The organism is Dankookia rubra, from assembly GCF_004355005.1.
GTDB classification, from domain to species: Bacteria; Pseudomonadota; Alphaproteobacteria; order Acetobacterales; family Acetobacteraceae; genus Paracraurococcus; species Paracraurococcus ruber_A.
This window is the reverse complement of sequence record NZ_SMSJ01000028.1, coordinates 1-24,344: the sequence shown is the minus strand read 5'-3', so window position 1 is coordinate 24,344 and position 24,344 is coordinate 1. Positions and strand designations below refer to the sequence as shown.

Here is a 24,344-nt window from a genome sequence, read left to right as displayed (position 1 = left end):
TCCTGTTCTCCCTTCCATCCGCGCCATGAGCAGCGCCCGGGCACCCGGATCGCCTTGAAGGACGCATTCTGATCGAGCACGGCCTCGCCCTCGCGGCCGGGCTTGAGCGCGGCCACCAGGGTGCTGGCCACCTTGGAGTGGCCGCCACCGAACTGGACATGCGGCTTGGTTGGCTGAGTGCTGGGCGATGAACTCACGCGGCGAGCGCATGCGCAAGCCGGAGTCGGGGTGGATGGTGTCGCAGTCCTCAAACTACGCGGACAGTTGCTGCAGGACGGAGATCGCGTCCGGCCTCGGGTTCACGCAGCCATGATCGCGCTTCAGGGTTTTGACGAAGGCCTCGAAGACGCCGCTGCTCTCGGGGCTGCGAACCGGCGTGAAGCACGGGACGAGGTGGAGCGCGACGGCGAAGCCGATCGTCACTGCGGCGATGTAGGCGGAGCCGTTGTCGGCCAGTCACGGGACGGGCTGCGTGGCGCGGATGGCGCCGAACCGGCGCTCGACGCAGTCCAGCATGAGGTCGCGGATCATCTCGCCGGAGATGCCCCGCCGGAGGTGGCGATCCAGGCGATGATCTCGCGGTCATGGGTGTCGATGGCGAAGGCGATGCGGACGACCTCGCCGTTCCAGCAGGGGATCTCAAGGCCGTCGGAAGCCCAGCGCCGGTTGGATACGGGGGCGATGACGGTGCCCTCGTCGGCGCGGATTGGCGGCCCAGCGGTGTGGGGTTGCAGCAGCATCGAGGAGAGGCGCATCAGCTGGAAGATGCGCTTGTGGTTGACCTGGGGCTCGCCGGAGCTGCCGCCTGGCCCGGTTCAGCAGGGCGGTGACGCGGCGGTGGCCGTAGGTGGGCCGGGCGTCGATGATGGCGCGGATCTCGGCCAGAATCGTCTCGTCCTCGGCCGGCGATGGGGACCGCGCCGCGGCCGGTCGGGACGCCGGAGCTGGACGACCAGGCTGGACCTGGCAACGCCGAGTGTGTCGGCCACGGCCTTCGCCGGGAACCGTCTCGTGGCGGCGACGGCAAGCGCAACGTAGGTTTGGAACGCGCCTGCTCCGGGACCTGCCGCAAGATCTCGGTTTCCATGGTCTTGCGGCCGAGCAGGCGTTCGGGCTCGCGGATGCGACTGACCGGGACGACCTCCTCGTCTGCCCTGACCGCCTCGTGCCCGCCCTCGGCCATGCGCCGCCTCGACTGCAACAGCAGGCCCGCGGATTGAGCTCCAAAGGAGATCAACCCATGGAGCCGGGCGGCGGCGGAGACAGGCATGCGGGGCTGCAGGGTCTGCTCCACCAGCCGAACCTTCTCCTCGGCAGTGTAGCGCCGGCGGCGCTCGCGGCAGGTGATGACGTCGACGCGCCCGATGAGCTTCGACCTAGGCGCATGCCTAAGCCTCTACCCAGGCCCTCACGGCTGCGCCGCATGTCCGGCCGAAATGGGGGCCGCTCCGACATGATCCCGAAACGCATTGCTTCGCCCGTGGTTCATGTTCTTCTCGTTCGCAAACCTGCTTTGTTGGTTCGTTGCGACGCATGCTGCTGAAACCAGTGCGGGCAAGCTTGCCGCATACGCGGCGGTGATGTTGGCTCGCTGCATCAGCTCCCGCCAACGCAGCTCCTCAGCACGGACACAGTTCGCCCGCTATGCCGGTAGTTCACTGACGATGGTTATGCCTTCCTCAGCAACCTGCCGTTGGAAGGCTTCCGTGCGGACGGCTTGACTGGCCGCAGCATTCAGCCGCTTGACCGTCGTGCGCGGGATGCCGGCCGACCAACAGATACCGTGCCAGCCTTCCAAGGCGCAGCCGGGCAAGCCCACTTCGGCGACAATGAATACGCCAGGGAAGGCTGCCAAACGCCCAGCCGAAGTCACTGCGGTGACGCATAACCGGCCATTCGAAGTCGCGTCCGCGACCCTTGCCGCCATGGCGAATGGCAAGTTCACGCGGCTGGTCGCCAAGCCGGTCAAGGCCGGAACAAAAGCGGTCAAAGCGTCAGAACGACATAGTCATGCTCGACTGCGACGCCGACAGTTTCCGCCGCGAAGGGGCCCTTGGCCAGCGCCTCACCCGGCTCGACTGTCACCGCATAGGTACGGGCCTTGATGTCGTTCGGGTCGCACCAGGACTGGCCGGTGCGGATGTCGAACTCCCAGCAATGCCAGGGGCAGCGCAGCATCGTGCCGGGCTGCGACAGGCGGTACTCGCCGGGCAGCGACGCTTCCAGCCGGCTCACCACCACCCCCGTGCAGAGCGCGGCGCCCTGGTGCGGGCAGCGGTTGACCAAGGCGTAGAACTCGCCGTCCAGGTTGAAGACGCCGATCTCCCGCCCGCGGATGGTCACCAGCTTGCGGCCCCCGGGCGGGATCTCGCCCACTGCCGCGACGACATGCCTCGCCATGCTCAGTCCAGCCGGTAGAGCGCCCGCGCATTCTCGCGGTAGATCATCCGCGCCCAGTCCTCCGGCAGCCTGACCTTGAAGGCATAGCGCGGGTCGTCCTGGTCCCAGTGCGGGTAGTCGGTGGAGAACATCACCCGCTCCGGCCCGATCCATTCGATGGTCGAGAGCATGTCGGCGGGACGCTCCGGCTCCTCGATCGGCTGGGTCGTGACCCAGATGTGCTCGCGGATGTATTCGGACGGCGCGCGCTTCAGCGCCGGGACCTCGTCGCGCAACCGCTTCCAGTGCTTGTCGAGCCGCCAGGCCAGCGCCGGCAGCCAAGCGAAGCCGCCTTCCACCAACACGACCTTGAGGTCGGGAATCTCGTCAAAGACGCCCTCGCAGACCAAGCTGGTCACCAGGGTCTGCATGGACTGGACGTAGGAGGGATGTTCCTCGTGGTAGAAGGAGGCCCAGCCGCCACCCGTCGAGGCATGCCCGCTGGTGCCGCCGAGATGCAACGAGATCGGGAAGCCGGCCGCGGCCGCGGCAGCGAGGATCTTCCGGTAGCGGTGCCGGCCCAGCGGTTCCAGCCCGCGCGGCGGGATGTTCACCTGGGCGAAGCGTCCATCGCCGGCGCGCCGCTCGATCTCGGCGAGCGCGCTCGCCTCGTGCTCCAGCGTGATCTGGATCGAGGCCTTCAGCCGCGGCTCCGGGTCGCAGAAGGCGGCGCATTGCCACTCGTTCACCGCGACCGCCATGGCCGCGCCGAATTCCACGTTGCGCTCGGCCGCAGCGCCGCCGACCAGCGGCGCCAGCAGCCCGTAGCGCACGTCGAAGAGGTCGAGCAGCTGTTCGCGCATCAGCCCGAGGTCGGAGCCCGGCGGCCCGCCATCCTTCGGCCAGGCATCGCCGCGCATGCCGTTGCCGGGCGACATGCGGGGATAGAGCGAGGTCTTCGCCAGTCCCTGCCGCGACCGGCCGCCGATGGTCCGCCGGTGCTCGCGCCAGCGCTCGGAGAGGAAGGGATCGAAATCGGCCGGCGTGCGGAAATACGGGTGCACGTCGCAGTCGATGAACCCCAGATGGCTCTGTGCCGGGTCGTCCAGCCGGTGGTCACGCAGCGTCACGTTCATCGGTGCGCCTCCTGCATCGGGGTGGCGGCCATGGCCAGCCGCGGATAGGTCGCCAGCGGGTTGTCGACGAGAATCTTCTGCATCAGCGCGGCGGGCAGGCCGGGCGGCAAGGCTTCGTCCCCGTCGTAGTGCCAATGCGGATAGTCCGTGGCGAAGAGCAGCATATCGTCTGAGCCGAGCTGTTCCAGCAGTGTTGCCAGTGCGGCCGCATCCGGCGGCGCGTCGAAGGGCTGCGCGGTCAGCCGCACACGCTCCCGCAGGATGTCCGACGGCAGGCGGTCCAGCCAGGGCACCTCCGCCCGCACGCCGCGCCAAGTCTTATTGATGCGCCACATGCTGGCTGGCAACCAGGTGACGCCGGACTCGATCAGCACCACCCTGAGATCCGGAAATTTCTGGAAGACGCCCTCTGCCAGCAACGAGTTCAGCGCCGCGGCGAAACCCTGGGCGTACGAGACGTAATCCTCGAGGTAGAAGGAGCCCCAGCCCCCTGCACTTGGCGGATGCCGGAAGCTGGAACCGGCATGGATGCCGATGGGCAGTCCGTGCTTCTCCGCCGCGCGGTAAACTGGCCACATCATCCGCCGCCCCAGCGGCATCTCCGTCATCGCCAGCAGCAGCACCTGGATGAAGCGCGGGTCGGTCGCGCGCCGCTCGATTTCCTCCGCCGCCAACTCCGGGCTGTGCACCGGTACCACAATCGAGGCGCGCAGCCGCGGCTCGCGGTCCAGCCACTCGGCAACGAGCCAGTTGTTGATCGCGCGGCAAAGTGCAGCCGAAAGGTCCTCGCTCATCATCATCTGCGCGCCATGGATGACGTTGCAGATCGCCGCGCGCGGCCGTAGCCGATTGAGCAAATGCGCCTGCATCTCTGGCAGGCTGGAGCCCGGTAACCCGGTCTCGGGCTGCCAGTCCGGCCGCGCATTGATCGGCGCGGCGGGAGGGAAGGCGCTGGCTTCCAGGTTATCCCGCTCCATCCCGCGGCGCAGGACGTGCTCGCGCCAGTAGAGGTCGAGATAGGGCAGCAGGGCGCGCGTATTGGGCACGGCCGGATGAAGGTCGCAGTCGATCGCCCCGGCGGGGATCATGGCCTCGTTCCTCCGGTAGTGGATTGGCCCGCCCGCAGGGGGATGGCGCCGCAGCCTTGTTACTCAGAGCATCGGCCCCGCCGCGGGTCAGAGGCAAGCGGCTATTTCGGCCGAGTTTTAGCGCGCCTGCCGCGCCCTCTCTTGTAACCGCGACCGCTTCGATCCGCCCGTGCGGCAGATCCCTGGTAGAAGAATGGTGTGAAGGGTAGGTCGAAGACGGTCATGGCCATCAGCTGAAGAAGACCGCTGCCTGTTGGCCGACCATATGTCGGATCCGCTAGCCTCCGCGCCTGCGGCGAAGGCGAGCGTGAACATTGACCACGGCGGGCCACCATAAGGCGACGCTATGGATCTGCCGCTTGCTTGTGAGCAGCGCCATGATCGCAAGCTCGGTAACCGTTGGGAGATCTCCGCCGTGCGCCAGGGTCTTCTACCCGCTTTGCTGCGGGATAGCCGAGATCAAGCGAGCTAGCGCTGAGTTCGGCCCGACACGGCTACGGCGGCCGCGCCCTCGAAGGACTGTTTCAGCGCTGCCATGCCCGGCTGGATGAGGGCGCCGAAGGGTGCGGCGAGGCTGTCCGGCAGCAAGTCGGTGATCCAAACGAAGCGGCTGCCTCCCATACGGCTCGGCGAACACCTGCAGGAGGGCACCGTGGTGGACCAGCCCTTCGCGGAGGACCGAATAGGTGACCCGGCGACGCAGGCCGTCGATGGCGACGATCCTTTCCCGCACCGCTTGGCCGGTTTTGGAGGAAATTGCGATCGCCGCATGCCAGCCTACGGAACGCCTTTGGCGAAAGGCTGGCAACGCGGCGGAAGTTGTGCACGACGCTCGAGACATTGCCGAGCCCCGCCTCGACACCCGCGTTGCTGACGGTGCAAGACTCCCAAGCAGGCAAACGCGCGGCCCGCCGCGGCCGAACCCGCACGAGGTACTGGTGCGGGGTGCTTCTTAGTGCTCCGGTAAAAATGCGGTGGACGTGAACGCGGCTAAGGTCGGCTTGGCACGCCACTAGATTGAAGTTAATTTGCTCCTGCGCATTCGCCTCGATCCAGAGCGCCGCCTCGGGCATCCGCCGGCAGGCGCGGGCGCAGGCCGCGCGCAGGCATGGAGCAGGGCGATGACGCGGGCGACGTAAAGCTGGCCCGTTTCCTCCAGCCTGATGGCGTCCCGCCCCTCGACGGCGGACCGGGCGAGTTCGCCGAGCACCACAAGTTCTGGCGCCGACGGAAGCGTACCCGTCCGCCAGGTCGCCGGCCAGTCGTCGAGCACCTCCACCAATTCCGGCGAGAGCTGGAAGGAGAGGCACTGGTTGCCGCAGACATGGTCGTGCGTGCAGGCGTAGTCGTCGTCGGCGCAGCCGAGCAAGGTTGAGCCGAGGACGAGTCCGCATCGGATGCCGCGCGACGCCTAGCCGAAGCTGCCCTTGCGAGCGAAGAACACGGAGCATGCGCCGTGCAGTTCGCTGAAGGGCCTGACCGAGACGTCGGCCTCGCAGCGATAGTCGACGATCGTGAGGGAGCCGGCACCCAGCACCGTCTTGCTGATCATCCCCTGGACCTTCCTCCCTGCCCGGACCCTGGAGGGATCAGGTTAGCAGCGGCCCATCGGCTCCGCTTGGGGCTTCTTGTTGCGTTACAGTCCCGCCTCTCTTGGTGGCCGCCACTGTGGCAGAATCGCGGAAGGGGACGACCCGGCCGAATCATCGGAATCCGATCGAAGGCACACGCCACGCCGAAAACACGATCTGCTTGTGGTACGACGAGAATGCCGAGGTCGCCGCCCGCTTCTCTGCACCTGCTGTAGGGTGATGCCAAGTACGCCTGGATAGCCCGGCAGCAGCGCCGCGACCTCGGAGCCGGCAAGCGGCCGAGAGAGCGAGCGCCCAAGCCCTTTCCCGCCGCGTCACGACCCTGATACGGGCATCGCCGGGTGCGTCATGGTGCCCGGCGATGCCCTAGTCAGACCGCCCCCTTGGGTTCGTTGGCCGGACGGAAGGCAATCATTTTGCTGACCTTGGTTTGGATCAGGTCGCGGGTTGCGTCCCGCCCGGGCGGCACGCGCGACCAACCGAAAGGCGCCTGGCTGGCTCGATTGTCCGACTGAACCCTGCCTAGCTTGCGAAAGCCATGCCTTATGGCAAGATTTCGTCATTAGAAAAAATGATGGGAGGGTGTCCATGACATCAAAGGCGATGGGCGGCTTGATCGCGGCCGCGAGCCTTGTCTGGATTGGAATGGCGCCAGCCTTCGGCGCCCCATTCATGATTGTCGGCAACGACGAAAAGGTGGCCTGGGATGACGAAGGTAAGCTTGCTCTCTCGCTTCCTGGGCAGGACAGCGTTGTGATCCTTGATCTCGCCGCGCCCGAGACGCCGCGGGTCATAGCCACGCTGCCCCTCAAGAACTCCGTCGTCGGCCCACCGGTGAACCTCGCCATCGATCCCACAAACAGCCTTGCACTCGTCGCAGACTCGGTGGACGTGATCAAGGAAGGTGAGGCACTCAAGCAAGTGCCCGACGACAAGATCCACGTGCTCGACCTGAACGCAAGCCCGCCGAAGCTGGTCGCAACAATCAACGCTGGCAAGCAACCATCGGGTCTCAGCATCAGCCCGAGCGGCGACATGGCGCTCGTCGCCAACCGAGGCGACAACTCGATCTCGGTGCTCTCGATCAAGGGGACCGACGTGCGCTTGGCCGACACGGTGCCGATGAACGAGCAAGTCGCCCATGTTGTCTTCACGCCGGACGGTAAGCGGGCGCTCGCGGTGAAGTTCCCATCCGGCAAGATCTCGATCCTCGAGGTCAACGGCGGCAAGGTCACCTACAACAAGCTCGACTTGCCGACAGGTCCCTGGCCTTACAATGTTGCAGTGAGCCCTGACGGACGGATCGCGCTCACGGCCGACAACGGGAATGCGGGTGCGTCCGACGGCAGCGTTGACACGGTGAGCGTCGTGGACCTTGAGGCTCAGCCGCCCCGGGTGATCGACCGTGTCGTGGTCGGTGACGGTCCGGAGGGTCTTGCAATCAGCCCGAAGGGCGACTTGGCCGTGGCCGCGATCCTGCGCGGATCGAACGCTTCGAGAAAAGCGTTCTTCTACAATCGGAACGGGGCCATCGACATTCTAAGGATCGACGGCAAACGCGTGACGAAGGTGCGGGAGATCGAGGTCGGAGGTCTGCCCGAGGCCGTCCTGTTCACGCCAGATGGACGTTATCTCTACGTCGGCAACTTCATCGACGGCGACTTCTCGGTCTTTCGGGTTGAAGGCGGGGACGTTGTCGATACGGGCAAACGCTTCAAGGTGTCGGGGCACCCGGCCTCCGCACGGATGAGCGTGCGGTAGAGGTGGCCTGGGCTGACGCCACACTGAGGTTTCCGAACTGCAGTTGTTGGCAATCACGGGCAAGGCAGGGAAGGCGAGCGGCATGATGCTGAACCCCGGGTTCCGCGATAATGGCTAGAGCAACGCAGAAGGCTGCCCCACCTCCGGCAGGTGCGCATGCCGCGGCGGAGACGCTGCGCATCGAGGACTACGCGTTGCTGGGGGACACCTTCACCGCCGCGCTCGTGGGGAAGAACGGCTCGATCGACTGGCTCTGCGCACCGCGCTTCGACAGCGGCGCCTGCTTCGCGGCACTCCTGGGCGGGCCCGAGAATGGTCGCTGGCGGATCGCTCCCGCAGGTGAGATCCGGGCGGTGTCACGGCGCTATCGCGACGGCACGCTGATCCTCGATACCGAGTTCGAGACGGAGACAGGCGCGGTCGTTGTCACCGACTTCATGCCGCTACCTAGCAGCGAGGATGAAGTTGACATCGTCCGGATCGTGCGCGGCCTCCGCGGGGAGGTGCCGATGCGCCTGGAGGCGGTGTTCCGGTTCGACTACGGCCATGTCGTTCCCTGGCTGCGGCGCCGGCCCTACGGCCTCCAGGCCATCGCCGGCCCCAATGCCTTGCAATTGTGGTCGCCGGTTGAGTTGTCCAACCAGGATTTCACCACGACGGCGGAGTTCACGGTACGGGAGGGGCAGAGCACTCCGTTTTCCCTGTGCTGGTACAAGTCGCACCGGCCCGAGCCACCGGTTCAGCACCCCGAGGTTCTGCTTGAATGCAGCGCCCGCTGGTGGCGCGACTGGTCGGCCAGGTGCACCTACAGCGGACCTTGGACCGACGCCGTGCAGCGGTCTCTTATCACGCTCAAAGCGCTGACCTTCAGTCCAACTGGCGGCATCGTCGCCGCGCCTACGACGTCGCTGCCGGAGGAGATAGGCGGCGTGCGGAACTGGGATTACCGCTACTGCTGGATCCGCGATGCTACCCTGACCCTCTATTCGCTGCTGAGCTCCGGCTACACCGAGGAGGCCGTGGCGTGGCGGCGCTGGCTGCTGCGCTCCGCCGCCGGGCGACCGGAGGAGATGCAGATCATGTATGGATTGGCTGGCGAGCGCCGCTTGCCGGAGTTGGAGCTGCCATGGCTGAAAGGCTACGAAGGCAGCCGCCCCGTGCGCATCGGCAACGGCGCCCAAGAGCAGTTCCAGCTCGATGTGTATGGCGAGCTGATGGACGCGTTGCACGTCGCCCGCAAATACAATGTCGAGCCGGATGCCGAGGCGTGGCGGATGCAGACGGTGCTGATGCGGTTCATCGCCGGGAAATGGAGCGAGCCCGACAGCGGCATTTGGGAGGTGCGCGGGCCACGACGACACTTCACCCACTCGAAGCTGATGGCCTGGGTCGGGGTCGACCGCGCGATCTCGGGCGTCGAGCAGTACGGGCTTGAGGGACCGGTCGAGGTATGGCGCACCCTGCGCGCCAGGATCCATGACGACATCTGCCGCAATGGCTACAGCGCCAAGCGCAACAGCTTCGTACAGCATTATGGCGGAGACGATCTCGACGCCTCGCTGCTGCTCATGCCAACAGTTGGCTTTTTGCCGCCGTCGGATCCGCGGATCATCGGCACCGTGGAGGCGATCGCACGCGAGCTGACGGTCGACGGGTTCGTGCAGCGCTATCGACCGGAGACTGGCGTCGACGGACTAGCCGGCGGGGAAGGTGCGTTCCTTCCATGCACCTTCTGGCTGGCCGATGCCTTGGCACTGCTGGGCCGCCAGGACGAGGCAGCGGAGATCTTCGAGCGGCTACTTAACATCCGCAACGACGTCGGACTTATGGCTGAGGAGTATGACCCGCGGGCACGCCGCCAACTCGGCAACTTCCCGCAGGCCTTTTCACATATCGGCTTGATCAACACGGCGCAGAACCTGACCCTGGCCCAGGGTCCAGCCCAACGCCGCGCCAGTGACGCCAAGACCGGTCCGGCTTGAAACCACCTCGGAGTTCAAACGCTTTGCCGCGCCGGCGCCGTGTCTGGCCGCTCCCGCAAGGCGGCGTTCTCGCGCTTCAGGGCGCGCGTCTCCTCGAACCGGCGGGTGACGTCACGCATGATGGCAATCATTCCCTCCATTCGGCCGCCCTGCGCATGGATCGGCACGATCGTGAACTCGAGTGAGATGCGCGTACCATCTTTGCGCAGACCGGGTACGGCGAGGATGTCGCCTTGGCCATATCGGCTCTCGCCAGTGTCCATGACCTTACGGAAGCCGGCCCAGTGCCGGGCACGCTGCGGTTCGGGGATGATGAGGTCTACCGATCGGCCCACCGCCTCCGCAGCAGCGAAGCCGAACAGGCGTTCAGCGCCCGGGTTCCAGAAGCAAATCAGGCCCTCACGATCCGCGTAGACGATGGCGTCCGATACCGCCCCGAGTACCGCGTCTCCCAGCATTTCCCGCAGCCCCGCCGATGCGATCTTGTCGCTCACTGGCATACCTCCCTTGCCTACCCGCCCTTCGGGACCGCGCAGTCAGCTACCGGACTTCCGCCGGTGCGCCGTGCCGCGGCGTCGACAATCCGGATCACCCGCTGTTCGGTGACAATCAGGTCCATGGGAATGTCGTGCGGCTGTGGGTGAATCGTCTCCAGCCACGACGGCTCGAAACCGATGCCGATCACCAGCGGCCGTTCCGGCAACGCGGCAAGCGTCCGGTCGTAGTAGCCGCCGCCATAGCCGAGCCGGTAGCCCTGTGTGTCGAAGCCGACCACCGGTGCCAGGATTGCGTCAGGAAGGACGGCCGTACCCTCCGCCGGAACAGGGATGTCCCAGATGCCCGGCACCAAGTGGATGCCAGGTCGCCATTCCCGGAACACGAGCGGCCGCGCGCGTTCCACCACGACCGGAAGCGAGAGCCGCACCCCAAGGTCATGCAGCGACCGCATCAGCGGCCGAGGGTCGTATTCCCCCTTGAAGGGCCAATAGACGGCGATGCACCCCCGGGGCGCCGGCAGCAGGTGCCGAAGCCGGGCCGTGATGGCCTCGTCGCGCCTGGCCCGCTCGTCGCGCGGGATGGAAAGCCGCTGCGCCATCAGCGTCTTCCGCTGCGCCTTCCGCCAGGCGCGCACCTCCTCCCAGCGCTGCATGGGCTAGACCGGGTCGCGGCGGCGGCGCAGCACGTCGCGATCCATCATCCCGAGCAGGTCGGCGAGGTCACGCCGCAGCGCGTCGTCATGCAGCCGCGGCAGGGCCGCACGCACCCGGCGCGTCAGCCGGTCCTGCCCGCCGTCGGGCGACGCCGCTGCAGGGTCGCGGGCGTCGCCGCCTGGCTTGGCCGTAGGGGCTTCCCCGAGGCGTCCGAGGTGGCGCCGTAGCATCGCCCGCAGCCTGGCCGTCTCCAGCCAGGTGCCGAACCATTCCGCCGCGAGCAGGTCCTCGAGCAGGGTGGCGACCTCGTGCCGTCCGAGATAGCCGAGATAGGCCGGGTCGAGCTCATGCATGAAGCAGGGCGGCGAGTTGCAGGTGATGGTCGCGTTGGGGTCCTCCTCCGGTGGGGCGATCATCGGTCGCATCCGCCGCTCCGTGCCAGTCATCCCAAGCTCCCTGTTCCACCCGGCACGCCCGGCGCCTCATGGCTGCGCCTCCGCCGGTTGCCTGGCCGCTGCACCGGCCGTCCCCGGTTGCGCCCTCCCGTGCCGAGCCCCGGCGCGGTCGGCACCGGCCTTGTCGCGGATCGGCAGCCCGGTCCCGCCCCGCCGCAGCATGACGATCTCCCCCAGGACGGAGAGCGCGATCTCCTCCGGCGTCAGCGCGCCGAGATCGAGCCCCGCCGGGGCGCGCAGCCGCGCCAGATCCTCCGCCGCGAAGCCCTCCCCGCCCAGGAAGTCCAGGATCAGCAGCGCACGCTTGCGGCTGGCGATCAGCGCGATGGTCCGGGCCGGGGACCGCAACGCCCGAACCGCGGAGACGTGGTCGCCCTTGTGCAGCGTGGCGATCACCACGGCATCCTCGGCCGCGGGCGTCAGACGCGCGTAGTCGTAGTCGTCGCCGATGATCTCGGCGGGGTCCGGGAACCGGGCCGGCTCGGGCGCCGGTGTGTCGTCCACGACGACGCGGAAGCCGAGCGTCGCCCCGAAGCGGCACAGGCACTCCGCCACCCGCCCGTGCCCGAGCACCCAGAGCGTCGGTTGCGGCTGCACCGGCTCGACATAGACCCGCATGCTCCCGCCGCAGGGCATGCCGACGCCCAGCACCTCGTCGTCGAGATCGAGGTCGATGACCCGGGGCCGGTCCTCACGCAGGCACTCCAGCGCGGCCTGGCGCACGGTCGCCTCAGCGCAGCCGCCGCCGACCCAGCCGGCCAGCACCGCGCCGTCCCGGGCAATCACCGCCTTGGCGCCCGGCCGGGCCGAGGTGGAGCCCGCGGTCTCGACCACGGTGGCCAGGATATAGGCCTCGCGCCGCGCCCGCAGCGCCAGGGCGATGTCCAGCAGGTCGGTCGGCGCTCTCTCATCGGCCATGGCGAGCCCATCCGAATCCGGCGGCCCATCGGCTGCCGGGAGGTGACCACGGGGATGTTGGAGCGCCGGCGGCGACACACAATCGATATTCATCGCAGGATGAATGCAAGAATTTTGCAGTTTGCAATGGAGAGCGCCATGGATGTCGAGCTGGCCCGCACCTTCCTCGCCATTGTCGCCGCGGGCAGCTTCGTCCGCGCCGCCGAGCGCCTGAACCTCAGCCAGACAGCCGTCAGCGCGCGGGTGCGATCACTCGAGGAGCAGCTTCGCCGGCCGCTCTTCGTGCGCAACAAGACCGGGGCTTCGCTGACCCCGGCGGGAGAGCAGTTCCTCCAGCATGCGCCGGCCCTGGTGCAGCTCTGGGAACGGGCGCGGCACGCGGTGGCGGTGCCGCCGGGGCGGCGGGCGGTGCTCGCGGTGGGCGCGGAGCTCAGCCTCTGGGATCCGCTCCTGCTGCGTTGGCTGCTGTGGATGCATCGCGCGGCGCCGGATGTGGCGCTCCGCGCGCATGTCGGCCTGCCGGAGGACCTCATGGAGCGGGTGGCCGACGGAATCCTCGACATCGCGGTGCTCTACGCCCCGCGCTACCGGGCGGGGCTCAGGGTCGAGCTCCTGGTTGAGGAAAGGCTCGTGATGGTGGTCACGCCGCCCGGCGCCGGACAACCAGGCTATGTCCAGGTGGACTGGGGTCCGGAATTCTCCCTTGGCCAGGGCGCGGACGCGATCGCCGGGGGCGACCCGGTGCTCCATTCCGCCTTCGGCCCGCTCGGGCTCGGCTTCATCCTGGAGGCGGGCGGGTCCGGGTATTTCCGCATGGGCGCGGTTCGGTCGCACCTGGAGAGCGGCCGTCTCGCGCTGGTGCCGGGCGCCCCGGAGTTTCTCCACCCCGCCTATGCCGTGCACGCCGAAACAGGCGATGCCGACCTCATCCGGCAGGCGCTCGAAGGGCTACGAAGCGTCGCAGGTGCCGACAACTCCGGTTAGGATAAAGTTGCCGGCGAGGAGCGGAGCAGCATGGACGCTGCAGACCTGAGGGTGTTCGAAGCCGTGCTGCGATTGGGCGGCATGGGCCGGGCCGCAACGGAGCTGCACACGGTGCAGTCCAACGTGACCGCCCGGATGCGCCGGCTTGAGGACGAGCTTGGGACACCGCTGTTTCGCCGGCATGCCCGCGGGGTCGAGCCGACGCCGGCCGGGCAGCGGCTGCTTCCCTTCGCACGCCACATGGCACGTCTGCTCGACGATGCCCGCCGTGCCGTGCTCGATGACGGCACGCCGCAGGGGGCGCTGGTCCTGGGCTCGCTCGAGACCACCGCCGCGCTGCACCTCGCCCCGGCCCTGACCACCTTCGCGGCCGCCCATCCCATGGTCGATCTGACCCTGCGGACCGGGACGACCGGCGAACTGCTGGAGCAGGTCCTCGACCACCGGCTGGAGGGTGCCTTCGTCTGCGGCCCGGTGGCGCATCCGGAGCTGGAAGCGGAGACCGTCTTCGTGGAGGAGCTGGCGCTGCTCTCGGCGCCCGCGATCGGGTCGCTGGACGCGCTGGCCGGGCGGGGGGACCTCCGGATCGTGGTGCTGCGCCGCGGCTGCTCCTATCGCCAGCGGCTGGAGGAGGTGCTGGCGCGGCGCGGCATCCCGGTCGTCCGGGTGCTGGAGTTCGGCACCCTCGAGGCAATCTTCGGCTGCGTGGCGGCAGGGCTCGGGGTGACGTTGCTGCCGCGGGCCCTGGTCGAACCGGTCTGGCGCGAGGGACGGGTCGCTCTGCACGCGCTGCCAGCCCGCGACGCCCGGGTCGAGACGGTGTTCGTGCGGCGGCATGATGCCTACCGGTCCAGCGCGCTCGTCGCCTTCCTCGAGATGGTCTGGCCACCAAGCAGCCAGGGCCTAGAGGCTGCAGCCGAGTAGCCGGCCCCATCTGCCGGGGAGATGCCAGCCATCAAAGGCAATCGCTTTTCCTGGCTGCTTGTTCGGGCCAGCCTGGCGCTGCCCATCCGGGCACGGCAGAGAAGGTGGAGACGATGAGTGGGTCGGGTACGGTGTTGCGGCGTCTGAGTGCCGCCGGCAGCGAAAGAACGGTCCGCCCGGGCCTGGTCGCACTCGGCGGCATGCTGGCCTTGGCCTCTGCCATGGGCATCGGCCGCTTTGCCTACACCCCCATCTTGCCGGCCATGATCGAGGCCTTGGACCTGAGCAAGGCGCGGGCGGGGCTGATCGCCTCGGCCAACTTCGTCGGCTACCTCGCTGGCGCACTGGCCGCCGCGGCGCCCCGGCTGCCCGGGAGCCGCCGGGCCTGGTTCCTGGGCTCGCTGCTCCTCGGGGCGGCTACGACGGCGGGCATGGGGATGGCCGGATCGCTGCCAGGCTTCCTCCTGCTGCGACTGATCGGCGGCACGGCCAGCGCCTTCGTGCTGGTCCTCGGCTCGGCCCTGGTCCTCGATCACCTTACCGCGGCGGGCCGTGGCAGCCTCTCGGCGCTGCACTTTGCCGGCGTTGGCCTCGGCATCGCCGCTTCAGCGGCACTGGTCACCGCGCTGGAAAAGGCCGGTGCTGACTGGCGCATGCTCTGGCTGGTGGTGGGAGGAACGGCGGCCGCAGTGGTCCCCCTGGTGGTCTGGCTCGTGCCTGGCGAGGCTACCGCCCCACGACCCACCAGCGTCGCTGCACCCGCCGCGCGTCGCCCGTCCGGTCTTGGACGGCTGGCGCTGTGTCATGGGCTGTTCGGCTTCGGCTATGTCGTCACCGCAACTTTCCTCGTTGCCGTGGTTCGGGCAAGCCCTGAGGCGCAGGTGCTGGAGCCGGCGGTCTGGCTCCTCGTCGGGCTCGCCGCCCTGCCCTCGACTGCTGCCTGGGGCTGGGCGGGCACCCGGTTCGGCCCAAGGCGCGCCTATGCCGCAGCCTGCCTGCTGGAGGCCCTGGGCGTTGCCGCGGGTGGGCTCTGGACGACACCGGCCGGGGCGCTGCTGGCGGCAGCGTTGCTGGGCGGCACCTTCATGGGGATCACGGCGCTCGGCTTCGCGGCGGCCCGTGCCCTGGCGCCGGATGACCAGCGGCGTGCCTTTGCCCTGACGACGGCAGGCTTCGGGGTGGGGCAGATTGCCGGGCCGGTGATGGCCGGGCTGCTGCTCGACCGCACTGGCGGCTTTGCCGCGCCATCGCTGCTGGCCGCCGGTGCGCTGCTCCTGGCGGCGCTGCTGATCACCAGGGGGTGCGGTACGAGTGTTGGTGGTGGGCCGAACGAGGTAGGATGAGAGTCGGCCGGCCAAGGGCGTAGGTCTCTTCAGGCTGGTCGGCCCATCCTACCGGAGCTCGCCCCCATGCGACGCCGTTCCCTGCTGTCACTGCTCGCCCTGGCCGCGTCGTGCCCCGCCCGGGCGCAGGCGCCGCTGGCCCTTCTCACTGCGGGACCTGGTAGCGCCTTCCTGCCCTATGGTGAGGGGCTTGCCACCTTTCTCGGCCGGCAAGGCATCCCGGTCACGGTGCGGCGGACCACGGGGTCGCTGCAGAACCTCTCGATGGTCGAAGACGACCCAGACGCGCTCGGCACGGCGTTTCTGGGCTCGGCCTGGGACGCACTCCAGGGCACACCGGCTGCGGGCGGGCGCCGGCACTCTGAGGTGCGGGCTCTGTTCCCGATGTATGAGACCAGCTTCCAGGCCGCGGCGCTGCGCGTGAGCGGCATTACCGAGTTCGCCCATCTCGCCGGACGGCGCGTCGGCTGCGGTCCTGCGCGAGGACCGGCTGAGGTCTTCTTTCGGGCTGCCGCTCAGGCCGCGGGCTTCACCGCCGAGGTGGTGAGCGGTGACCCCGCGGTACAGGCCGAGGCGTTGGCGGCCGGGCACATCGACGCCTTCTGGCAAGGCGCGGTGGTGCCCATCCCCTCCCTGCTGCTGGCGCTCGGACGTGCCGACGCAGTGGTGTTCGGGCTGCCGGCGCCGCTGGTCACGACCGTCACGGCGCGCCTGCCCTATCTCTCGCCCACGAGCCTGCCGCCTGGGACCTATCCTGGGCAGGTTGCCACGATTGAGAGCTTCGGCGCCTGGAACTTCATCGTGGCCAATGCAGCGCTGCCGGAGGCGCGGGCGCATGACCTGACCCACCGTGTACTCTCCGCCCGTGACCCCGCTTCGGAGATCCATCCGAGCGCCGCGGCGACGCGCGCCGCGAATGCTGGTGCCAACCGCGTCCTGCCCTTCCATCCCGGTGCGGCTCGGTTCTACCGAGAGGCAGGCATCGCGCTGGCCATTTGACCTCAAGGCAGCCTGCTAGCCGGTGGACTGCTCGCCTTGTCGAGCCGTCCGGCGCGGTCTCGTGCTTGCTTGCGTGTAGACCCGCCGAGAGAACCGCGAGTTCGGCGCCGGTAGCCACCCAGCGCCGATGCGATGTGTGCCGCCCTACCCGCCCAGCACGCCCTGGGCCTCAACGTAGAGCACGCAGACGGATTGGCTCGCGGTCATGAACAGACGGCTTCGCCTGGCACCACCGAAGCGGACCTTCGCGCAGCGCTCCGGCAACAGGATGCGGCCGATCATCTCGCCGTCCGGTGCGAACACGGCCACGCCGTCCTGCCCCTCACCGCAGGAGAAGCCACACCAGACGTCGCCCTGCATGTCGCAGCGGATACCGTCGGTGTAGCCGGGGGTGGCATCGACAAGCAGGCGGCCGTTGCGCAGCGCCTTGCTGTCTTCGGCGACGTCGTAGACCCGTGTCGTCCGGCGCACCGACGGCGTGTCCACCACACGGCGCAGACGATCATCCGGCGAGAAGCAAAACCCATTGGGACGCTCCATGTCGTCCAGTGCGATGATCATCGCGCCTGTCGTGTCGTCGATCCGGTAGACCCGGAAGGGCATTTCCCGCAGTGTTTTGTCGCCGAGGCAGTTGCCGCGGATGCCGGCACCGTTGTCGCTGAACCCGGTGGAGCCATCCGACTTCACCACGGCATCATCCGGCTTGGTCAGGCGCTTCCCTTTCCAGCGGTCGGCCAGCACGGTGGTGGTCCCGTCGTGCTCGGTGCGCGTCAGGCGGCGCGCGCCGAGTTCGCAAATAACGAGCCGCCCCGGCGGTCGCGCGTGATCCCGTCGAGGTAGCCGGCCGGCTTGCGGCGACGGGAGATGGCACCGGCCTCCTCGTCCCAGCGCATCAGCCAATCGTTCGGGATATCAGAGGGCCGAGCGTCGGTTGTCAGATGGACAACGCGAGGGGTGAACGGCACTGGAACACGGGTCATGCGGCCATCATGCCGCGGCCCTGGCCAAGCGGCCGGCGGCGTCAGGCGGTGGCCGCGGCGCATCCTGCTCTTCCATGCGTCGCAGTGCTCGGCGAGGCGAGACCTGAAGCAAGGTGGCGCCGAACGCCGTCGGCAATCACACGGCTGAGGCGGGCGCGGGCGGGGTGCTGACGAGGGTATTGCCGGCCGTATCATGTTCGGCACTTCTCGATTGCACGGCGCGCAAGGAGGCCGAGGAGACCCGGGACCTGCTGGCGGGCGCGATGAGCCATCGGGTCAAGAACCTGTTCGCCATCGCGTCCAGCCTGACCTCCATCGCCGCCCGCTCGGCGGCGACAACGACAGAGATGGAGCGCGATCTGAGGCAGCGCTTGGCGACGCCGGGACGGGCACACGACCTGATCCGGCCGGTGCCGGGTGACAGTGTGCCTCAGGCCGCTCTGTTTGGCGACCTGTTCGCGCCCTATGACACCAGGGGCATCATTGGCGACCGCCTCCGGGTGACAGTGCCGGAGGTGCGGGTGGGGGAGGTGGCGGCGGCGGCGCTCGCGCTCATCATGCACGGGCTTGCCACCAACTCGGTCAAGTATGGGTCGCTGTCCCGCCCGCGCGGCACACTCGACGTGATGTGCGCGGAGGACGAAGGCGAGATCGCGGTGGTCTGGACGGAGCGGGGCGGCCCGCGCATCGGTACTCCTACCGGCCCGGGAGGATTTGGCAGCAGGTTGCTTGAGCGCAGCCTCCGTCGGCAACTCGGTGGCGCGATTGCTCATGACTGGCAGCCCAGAGGCGCTGTCATTACGCTTCGCATGGCGAAGGCGCGGTTGACGTTCTAGGAGCGCCACAGCAGTCGGCCGGATGGGCGAGAAGCCGCCGCCGGCAGCAGGCACGACGATCGTGCGGCCGTCGTTGCATGCTTGAGGTAGGCAACAGCCTAGCGCAGGTGCACCCGAAAAGACTGAAGCACGAGCTTCGGCGGAAGCGTTAATCCGCATCAGCGGGGACGCGGCCATTCGCCCGGACCTCCTTCCATTCTCCTGCGAGCTTAGAGAGACACCATTCCGTGCTTCGGTGAGTATTCCATCCGGCAATCACCACATTTGCTGCATCGCACAATGATATATCGGAAAAGCAATATGGTCGTCGCCCTGCGCCGGAGGGCGGTCCCCTGGATCGTTCGCAATCTCTCCGGCGTTCTCCTGGCCCTTGCCGCCATCGCCGTCCTGCCGTGGGCGCCCTCGCTGCCTTGGCTCTCCACCGCTTTGGTCCTGGCCGTGGTCGGTGCGGCCATTTTGGCTGCCGCGCGGCGGCGCTCCGTGGTGACTCCAAGCCTCACCACAGCTTTCGTAGGGAGCTAGCATCATGACCGACACCCAAACCATGCTCCGACCGGCGGATACAGGATCAGGCCATCCGGAGCCGCGTGTGGATGCCCGTCCGGTGACGCTGGCATTGCAGGGCGGGGGCTCCCTCGGCGCCTTCTCCTGGGGCGTGCTCGACCGCCTGCTCGACGAGCCAGTCCTCCGCATCGGAGCGGCCAGCGGCGCGAGCGCCGGGGCGATGAACGCAGCCATGCTGGCCCAGGGGCTCGCCACTGGTGGTCCGGGCGAGGCCAAGCGCCTCCTCGAAGCCTTCTGGCGTCGCGTTGCCAGCGCCTCCGGCTCGCCCGATGTGGCCGGGGCTGGCACTCTCCTGCCCTTCGCGGGGCTGATGTCGCCCGTCGCCGATGCACTGCGCCAAGCCGCGAGGGGACTGTCGCGGACTCAGGTCAACCCACTCGGACTGAACCCGCTCCGGGGTGTTCTTGACGGCCTGCTCGACCCTTCCGCCTTCGGGACGCCGAACGCGCCCACTCTGGTGATCTCGGCTACCCGCGTACGGACCGGCGAGGCGAAGCTGTTCCGGGATGCCGAGGTTACGGCCGAGGCGTTGCTTGCCTCCGCATGCCTGCCGCAACTCTTTCCAACAGTGGTGATCGACGGCGAAGCCTACTGGGACGGCGGTTACGCTGCCAATCCACCGCTGCGTGCCCTGGTCGAGGCGGGCGCGCCCGCCGACATCGTGCTGGTCCGTACCACGCCCGAGGAACGGCCCGACCTGCCCGCCGGTGCGTCCGGTGTGGCCGAACGCGTGGACGAAATTGCTTTCGGCACTGCACTGCGGCAGGAGTTGCGCTCGCTTGCCTTGGCGCAGCGCTTCCTGACCGACGTGCCTGCCTCGGCGGTGGATGCCCTGGCCCGGCTGCGCGATGCCCGCATGCATGTGATTGGCGCCGAGGAGGCGTTCCGCGCGCTCAAGGGCGGCAGCCACCGCGACGCGAGTTGGGGCTTCCTAACGGAGATGCGTGACCTCGGCCGCGGTGCTGCCGATCGCTGGCTTGCCGCGCACCGCGGCTCGGTCGGTGTCCGATCAACGATGGACCTGTCTGGCTACGCCGCTTCGGGTCTCGTCCCTGCCCTCGGTGCGGCGCCGCTCACCGTGACCTAGGCGACGCGTGGTCTACTCGGTTGCAACACACGCCGCATCCCGCCCTGAAGCTGAGCAGGGTGGCGAGCGGACCTGGGCAGGGGAAAGCCGGAGGGCGACGTGGAGCCGAACCAGCTGGAGTAGTGCATGTCTACTTCGTGCTCTTCTCCGATGAGGGTCCGGCGCTCTCGCGGGAGGGGGCGCTCGGGCGCGTGCGCACCCAGGACGGCACCGCGATCCACCTGGAGCGCGAGCTGCGGGAAACGCGCGAGCGGCTGCAGTCGCTGATCGAGGAATACGCGACGGCGCTCGAGGAACTGAAGTCCTCGAACGAGGAGCTCGTGTCGGTGAACGAGGAGCTGCAGTCCACCAACGAAGAGATGGAGGCGTCCAAGGAGGAACTGCAGTCGGTCAGCGAGGAGCTGCACACCGTCAATGTGGAGCTGAGCGCCAAGGTCGATGCGCCCGGCCGCGCCAATGCCGACCTGCAGAACCTGTTCGACAGCACCGATGTCGCCACGGTCTTCCTTGACGACCGTCTGGCGATCCTCAGCTTCACCCCTGCCGCGGCGAAGGTGTTCAACATCCTCCCCGGCGACCGCGGACGCCCGATTACCGATCTGGCGCGCCGGTTCGGCCTGCCGGACCTGGCGGCGGACGTGACGGTGGTCCTCAAGGGTGGGGAATGCCGTCGAGCGGCGCGCGCATCATGCCGCCGACGGCGCCCATTACCTGGTCCGCATCTCGGCCTACCGTGGCAGCGATGGCCGCACATCAGCGACGCATCGAGGCCGCCTCCCCGGCTTTCAGGAGCACCGCTACGCGGTCCGCGAGCACCTTGGCGTCGACCGGCTTGCGGAGGAGCGAGAAGGTACCGCTCAGTGCTCCACCGAGGGCCAGCTCCGCCGCGTCCGTCGCGTAGCCGGTGAGCAGGATGGCGGGCAGACCGGGCCGCCGCTGCTGCGCATTCCGGATCAGCGCCAGCCCGTCCATCCCCGGCATGGACAGGTCGGAGACGAGTAGGTCCACCTTCTCGTCGCTGGCAAGGATCTCCAGCGCCTCGGCGGCTTCCGCTGCGACGCGGACGATAAATCCTGCCGCCCTGAGACCCTCTGCGGTGATCTCCCGCACGATCGCCTCGTCATCCACGAGCAGAAGATTTCCGTGCTCGATTTTGGCATGATCTGGATAAGTCGAGGCGGGCGGCCCCGCCGCAGGCAGCTCCTCCTCCGCGGCGGGCAGCCAGAGCGAAACTGTCGTGCCTTGGCCCAGCGCGCTCTCCAGAGCAAAGGCGCCGCCCGACTGTTCGGCGAAGCCGCGAGCCATGGCAAGCCCGAGCCCGGTTCCCTTTCCTTGCGGCTTCGTCGTGAAGAAGGGCTCCGACGCTCGCGCCAGCACCTCGGGCGGCATGCCCACACCGGCGTCGTGCACCGAAAGCCGGATATAGGCGCCTAGCGCAAGCTGCGGCGGCCCTCCGCCATCCTCCCCGGACACCAATGCAATGCCAGCGGAGAAAGTGATCGTTCCCTGGCCAGCCATCGCGTCCCGCGCATTCGCGGCCAGGTTCACGAGGATCGTCTCCATCTGCCCCTTGTCGGCGAGCAACGGGGGTAGTCGGGCCTCGACCTCCACCTCCATCTTGATCCCACCCCCAAGGGTATAAGCGAGCACCTCCTGCATCTCCCGGAGCAGGTCATGCGCATTGAGCGGTTCAGCGCGGAGATCGGCCCGGCGAGAGAAGGCCAGCAGCCGTCGCGTGACCGCGGCGCCTCGGACCGCAGCCTCCCGCACCATGGCCGCGATGCGGCGGACACGGGCCAAGTTGTCGCCCGCATCCTCAATGAGCTTTGCGCCACCGCTGACGGCCTGCAGGACGTTGTTGAAGTCGTGCGCGATGCCGCCGGCGAGCTGGCCTAGCGCTTCCATCCGCTGCCCGTGGGCGAGCTGGGCCTGGGCTCTCTGCCGCGCTGCCACCTCTCGCTGCACGCGCGCCTCAAGCTCCTCGTTCAGCCTGCGCATGGCTGCGTCGCCGGCTCGCACCGCCGCCTCGGCCTCGGCAAAGCCGTGCCGCAATGTCTCCAGTTCATCGACGCCTGCAGGACGAAGGTCAGCCACTGTTGCCGTCGCGCTGCCCGCCGCCAAGGCCTGGGCGTGGCGGCTCAGCTGTTGGACAGGGATGAGAATGCGGCGCGCGGTGAGCAGGGCAGCCAGCCCTCCGATAAGGAAAGCCACGCTGCTGCCGCCCAGGAGTGCGAGGAGCGGTCGGCGCCACGCCGCATCGTACAGGGCGGCAGGTTCTCCGACAAAGACGGTCCACCCTTCCGCGGCGGGCACCGCTGCGAAGCCGAAAACGCGTTCCACCCCGTCGAGCGCGATGCCGCGATAGGACGCACTGTCCCGCCCCGCGAAATAGTGTTGGTTCTGGGCGGGCAAGGGCTGCCCGACAAAGCGGTTGATCTCGGCATGGGTGCTCGCAACCAGGACAGCTCGGGCGTCGGCGGCTGAGGCTATGGCACCCTCGGACAAGACCTGGCGCCCAAGAAGACCGCGCAGCCGCTCCGCACCAATGGCAGCCACTGCGACAGCCGTGACCCGACCCGATCCGTCCTTCAGGGGAATGGCGACCGAGACCACGGGCTTTCCAGAAAGGGAGCCGACGACCACCTCGCCGACCGCGGATCTGCCAGACGTAAAGGCCCGCTCAACCGCTTTCGAGGAGGCTGCACGAGCCATGGGAACACCGAGCGGCCGCAAGGAACTGAGCACCTGCTCCCCGTCGGGGGCGAGGATGGCAATCGTCGCCTCGTACTGTCGGGCAACTCGGATCGCCTGGGCGTGCAAGGCCGAAAGGTCGCGCGGTCGGAGTGGATCATCACCGAGGGCGGGCGAGGTGGCAAAGGCGGAAAGGGCACCCTCGATGCCGCCGAACTCACGGTCGACTGCGAGGGCAAGGGCCTGCGCAGTGGCTCGAAGGCGTGCCTCGGCGATCTGCTCACGACTGTCCGCCACGCTCCACACGGCGACCCCGCCGGCGAGGAGGGCCGGCATAAGCGCGACGGCCACAAGGCCAACAAGCAGATTGGACAGCTTCGGGGCACGAAGTGAAAGAACGAAGGCTCCCATGGGCTTCGGTTCAGGCGTCAGTCTGCACAGCGGGAGGATCCTTCATCTGTCTTCTCAGCTTCAGCATCTTGTCCTGCTCGCCCTATGCACCGAAGCTGTGTGCGTGGATGGCACCTCGCGTTGAAGGAGTTTATTTTAAGGGTGTGCCTGAAGGCGCATTGGAACCTCCACACCAATTCCTACCAGTTCGTTGCCTCGGTTCATGTCGGCTCTCGTCGCTCAGCCATTCGAAAGCCGCCTGCTCGCCTCCTGCCGCAGTCTGCAGTTCGAGCCATCGCGGCCGAGCATTGCGCCAGCCGAGTGTTGCTGCATCAATGTTTGCGGCGGAGGCCAAATCTTGGTTGCGGCGCGGCGTGCAAAACCGCGCAAGTGCGCAGCAAACCCGCGGCCGACCGTGATCGAGGAAGCCTTCTCCTCGCCCGCGGGAAGCGCGAGGCGCGGGTTGTACCCCGTGCCGAATATCAGACCCATTCTCCTTGAACGCCGAGGCTGATGGACATGTTGCGGTTTGCGATCGAAGAGGTGTGTGTCGACGTTATCGTTGATGATGACGACTTCGAGCTGCCGCTGAGCGGCTCCCTGCCGGGGTGCGATGGGCTCCGGCTGATGCAGCACCGCAAGCTGCTCGAGCCAGACTTCTTGGACCTGGAACGGGACATCGTGAGGTTCGCGGTACAATCCTTTGTCCTTCGGACGCACGGGCGGACGATCCTCGTGGACACGTGCATTGGGGAACAGAAAGACCGGCCGGAGATCCCGGCGTGGCATCAGCGGCGCGGCACGGGGTTTCTGGATCGGCTGGTGAAGGCAGGCGTCGATCCGGCGGATGTGGACATCATCTTCTGCACCCACCTCCATGTTGATCATGTTGGGTGGAACATGCGATGCGATGACGGACGGTGGACGCCAACATTTCCCAACGCCCGCTATCTCATCGGCCGTAACGAGCATGCTATTGATCCGGCCTGGGCGATCTTGAATCAGGCGGCGTAGCGAAAAGTCTTGTGCCCGAAGAAGCTGCGAACGCGGTCGGGCAGCTTCGATAGCCTGCGCATGTGCCCGA

General features: G+C 68.0%; 23 protein-coding genes and 2 pseudogenes. 10 read left to right on the top strand and 15 right to left on the bottom strand.

Going from position 1 to position 24,344, the window contains the following annotated elements:
* Window positions 1–171: 171 nt before the first annotated feature.
* From E2C06_RS19140 to E2C06_RS37695, 8 genes and pseudogenes are all read right to left on the bottom strand, one after another.
* Window positions 172–1,366: pseudogene (locus E2C06_RS19140) on the bottom strand (IS3 family transposase); the annotation flags it as partial.
* A gap of 276 nt (window positions 1,367–1,642) precedes the next feature.
* Window positions 1,643–1,960, bottom strand: coding sequence for a tripartite tricarboxylate transporter substrate-binding protein (locus E2C06_RS19135; RefSeq protein ID WP_408869915.1), 318 nt, complete (start codon window positions 1,958–1,960; stop codon window positions 1,643–1,645).
* 26 nt (window positions 1,961–1,986) lie between these two features.
* The gene (locus tag E2C06_RS19130; protein WP_133290216.1) at window positions 1,987–2,400 is read right to left on the bottom strand and encodes a Rieske (2Fe-2S) protein; all 414 of its coding nucleotides are present in this window, start codon (window positions 2,398–2,400) and stop codon (window positions 1,987–1,989) included.
* A 2-nt stretch (window positions 2,401–2,402) separates the two neighbouring features.
* Window positions 2,403–3,515, bottom strand: coding sequence for an amidohydrolase family protein (locus E2C06_RS19125; protein ID WP_133290215.1), 1,113 nt, complete (start codon window positions 3,513–3,515; stop codon window positions 2,403–2,405).
* The gene (locus E2C06_RS19120) at window positions 3,512–4,603 is read right to left on the bottom strand and encodes an amidohydrolase family protein (protein ID WP_133290214.1); all 1,092 of its coding nucleotides are present in this window, start codon (window positions 4,601–4,603) and stop codon (window positions 3,512–3,514) included. The genes E2C06_RS19125 and E2C06_RS19120 overlap by 4 nt, the downstream gene beginning before the upstream one ends.
* A 524-nt stretch (window positions 4,604–5,127) precedes the next feature.
* On the bottom strand, window positions 5,128–5,676 hold the full coding sequence (locus E2C06_RS40815; RefSeq protein WP_165982498.1) for a helix-turn-helix domain-containing protein: 549 nt from the start codon (window positions 5,674–5,676) through the stop codon (window positions 5,128–5,130).
* On the bottom strand, window positions 5,616–5,972 hold the full coding sequence (locus tag E2C06_RS37700; RefSeq protein ID WP_165982495.1) for a hypothetical protein: 357 nt from the start codon (window positions 5,970–5,972) through the stop codon (window positions 5,616–5,618). Before E2C06_RS37700 ends, E2C06_RS40815 begins: the two co-directional genes overlap by 61 nt.
* A 42-nt stretch (window positions 5,973–6,014) precedes the next feature.
* Window positions 6,015–6,155 (bottom strand): hypothetical protein, encoded by a 141-nt coding sequence (locus E2C06_RS37695; RefSeq protein ID WP_165982497.1) that lies wholly within the window; start codon window positions 6,153–6,155, stop codon window positions 6,015–6,017.
* A 628-nt stretch (window positions 6,156–6,783) separates the two neighbouring features.
* Here E2C06_RS37695 and E2C06_RS19110 point away from each other — a divergent pair.
* Window positions 6,784–7,956, top strand: a complete 1,173-nt coding sequence (locus E2C06_RS19110) for a YncE family protein (RefSeq protein WP_206664594.1) — start codon at window positions 6,784–6,786, stop codon at window positions 7,954–7,956.
* Between the two features lie 110 nt (window positions 7,957–8,066).
* A complete protein-coding gene (locus E2C06_RS19105; RefSeq protein ID WP_133290212.1) occupies window positions 8,067–9,938 on the top strand; it encodes a glycoside hydrolase family 15 protein in 1,872 nt (623 codons plus the stop codon).
* Window positions 9,939–9,952: 14 nt separating this feature from the next.
* Here E2C06_RS19105 and E2C06_RS19100 read toward each other — a convergent pair whose 3' ends face one another.
* The 4 genes from E2C06_RS19100 to E2C06_RS19085 form a co-directional block, all read right to left on the bottom strand.
* Window positions 9,953–10,432 (bottom strand): PAS domain-containing protein, encoded by a 480-nt coding sequence (locus E2C06_RS19100; RefSeq protein ID WP_241671359.1) that lies wholly within the window; start codon window positions 10,430–10,432, stop codon window positions 9,953–9,955.
* A gap of 17 nt (window positions 10,433–10,449) precedes the next feature.
* Window positions 10,450–11,088 (bottom strand): 5-formyltetrahydrofolate cyclo-ligase, encoded by a 639-nt coding sequence (locus E2C06_RS19095; protein ID WP_133290211.1) that lies wholly within the window; start codon window positions 11,086–11,088, stop codon window positions 10,450–10,452.
* A 3-nt stretch (window positions 11,089–11,091) separates the two neighbouring features.
* On the bottom strand, window positions 11,092–11,505 hold the full coding sequence (locus E2C06_RS19090) for a hypothetical protein (protein ID WP_133290210.1): 414 nt from the start codon (window positions 11,503–11,505) through the stop codon (window positions 11,092–11,094).
* A gap of 66 nt (window positions 11,506–11,571) precedes the next feature.
* Window positions 11,572–12,462, bottom strand: coding sequence for an XdhC family protein (locus tag E2C06_RS19085; RefSeq protein WP_133290209.1), 891 nt, complete (start codon window positions 12,460–12,462; stop codon window positions 11,572–11,574).
* Between the two features lie 138 nt (window positions 12,463–12,600).
* Here E2C06_RS19085 and E2C06_RS19080 point away from each other — a divergent pair, with 138 nt between their 5' ends.
* The 4 genes from E2C06_RS19080 to E2C06_RS19065 all read left to right on the top strand — a co-directional run bounded on the left by E2C06_RS19080 (window position 12,601) and on the right by E2C06_RS19065 (window position 16,712).
* Window positions 12,601–13,446: a LysR family transcriptional regulator gene (locus tag E2C06_RS19080; RefSeq protein WP_133290208.1), complete on the top strand. Its 846-nt coding sequence runs from the start codon at window positions 12,601–12,603 to the stop codon at window positions 13,444–13,446.
* A gap of 30 nt (window positions 13,447–13,476) precedes the next feature.
* Window positions 13,477–14,370, top strand: a complete 894-nt coding sequence (locus tag E2C06_RS19075) for a LysR family transcriptional regulator (RefSeq protein WP_133290207.1) — start codon at window positions 13,477–13,479, stop codon at window positions 14,368–14,370.
* A 113-nt stretch (window positions 14,371–14,483) separates the two neighbouring features.
* Window positions 14,484–15,713, top strand: coding sequence for a YbfB/YjiJ family MFS transporter (locus E2C06_RS19070; RefSeq protein ID WP_206664592.1), 1,230 nt, complete (start codon window positions 14,484–14,486; stop codon window positions 15,711–15,713).
* A 66-nt stretch (window positions 15,714–15,779) separates the two neighbouring features.
* The gene (locus E2C06_RS19065) at window positions 15,780–16,712 is read left to right on the top strand and encodes a TAXI family TRAP transporter solute-binding subunit (protein ID WP_133290206.1); all 933 of its coding nucleotides are present in this window, start codon (window positions 15,780–15,782) and stop codon (window positions 16,710–16,712) included.
* 144 nt (window positions 16,713–16,856) lie between these two features.
* On the opposite strand, the gene E2C06_RS19060 is transcribed toward E2C06_RS19065, so the two are convergent.
* Window positions 16,857–17,486, bottom strand: coding sequence for an SMP-30/gluconolactonase/LRE family protein (locus E2C06_RS19060; RefSeq protein WP_241671363.1), 630 nt, complete (start codon window positions 17,484–17,486; stop codon window positions 16,857–16,859).
* The gene (locus E2C06_RS39485; protein WP_241671365.1) at window positions 17,483–17,692 is read right to left on the bottom strand and encodes a hypothetical protein; all 210 of its coding nucleotides are present in this window, start codon (window positions 17,690–17,692) and stop codon (window positions 17,483–17,485) included. Before E2C06_RS39485 ends, E2C06_RS19060 begins: the two co-directional genes overlap by 4 nt.
* Before the next feature lie 113 nt (window positions 17,693–17,805).
* On the opposite strand from E2C06_RS39485, the gene E2C06_RS19055 reads away from it, so the two are divergent.
* The 3 genes and pseudogenes from E2C06_RS19055 to E2C06_RS39480 form a co-directional block, all read left to right on the top strand.
* Window positions 17,806–18,528, top strand: coding sequence for an HWE histidine kinase domain-containing protein (locus tag E2C06_RS19055; protein WP_133290204.1), 723 nt, complete (start codon window positions 17,806–17,808; stop codon window positions 18,526–18,528).
* A 604-nt stretch (window positions 18,529–19,132) separates the two neighbouring features.
* Window positions 19,133–20,179, top strand: coding sequence for a patatin-like phospholipase family protein (locus E2C06_RS19050; protein WP_165982496.1), 1,047 nt, complete (start codon window positions 19,133–19,135; stop codon window positions 20,177–20,179).
* Window positions 20,180–20,538: 359 nt separating this feature from the next.
* A pseudogene (locus E2C06_RS39480) lies at window positions 20,539–20,832 on the top strand (PAS domain-containing protein); the annotation flags it as partial.
* Between the two features lie 100 nt (window positions 20,833–20,932).
* Here the strand turns inward: E2C06_RS39480 and E2C06_RS19040 are convergent.
* Window positions 20,933–23,281 carry a hybrid sensor histidine kinase/response regulator gene (locus E2C06_RS19040; RefSeq protein WP_133290202.1) on the bottom strand — a complete coding sequence of 783 codons (2,349 nt, stop codon included), beginning with the start codon at window positions 23,279–23,281 and terminating at the stop codon, window positions 20,933–20,935.
* Between the two features lie 492 nt (window positions 23,282–23,773).
* Between E2C06_RS19040 and E2C06_RS40810 the strand changes: the two genes are divergently transcribed.
* Window positions 23,774–24,274, top strand: a complete 501-nt coding sequence (locus E2C06_RS40810) for an MBL fold metallo-hydrolase (RefSeq protein WP_206664591.1) — start codon at window positions 23,774–23,776, stop codon at window positions 24,272–24,274.
* The last annotated feature ends 70 nt before the right edge of the window (window positions 24,275–24,344 follow it).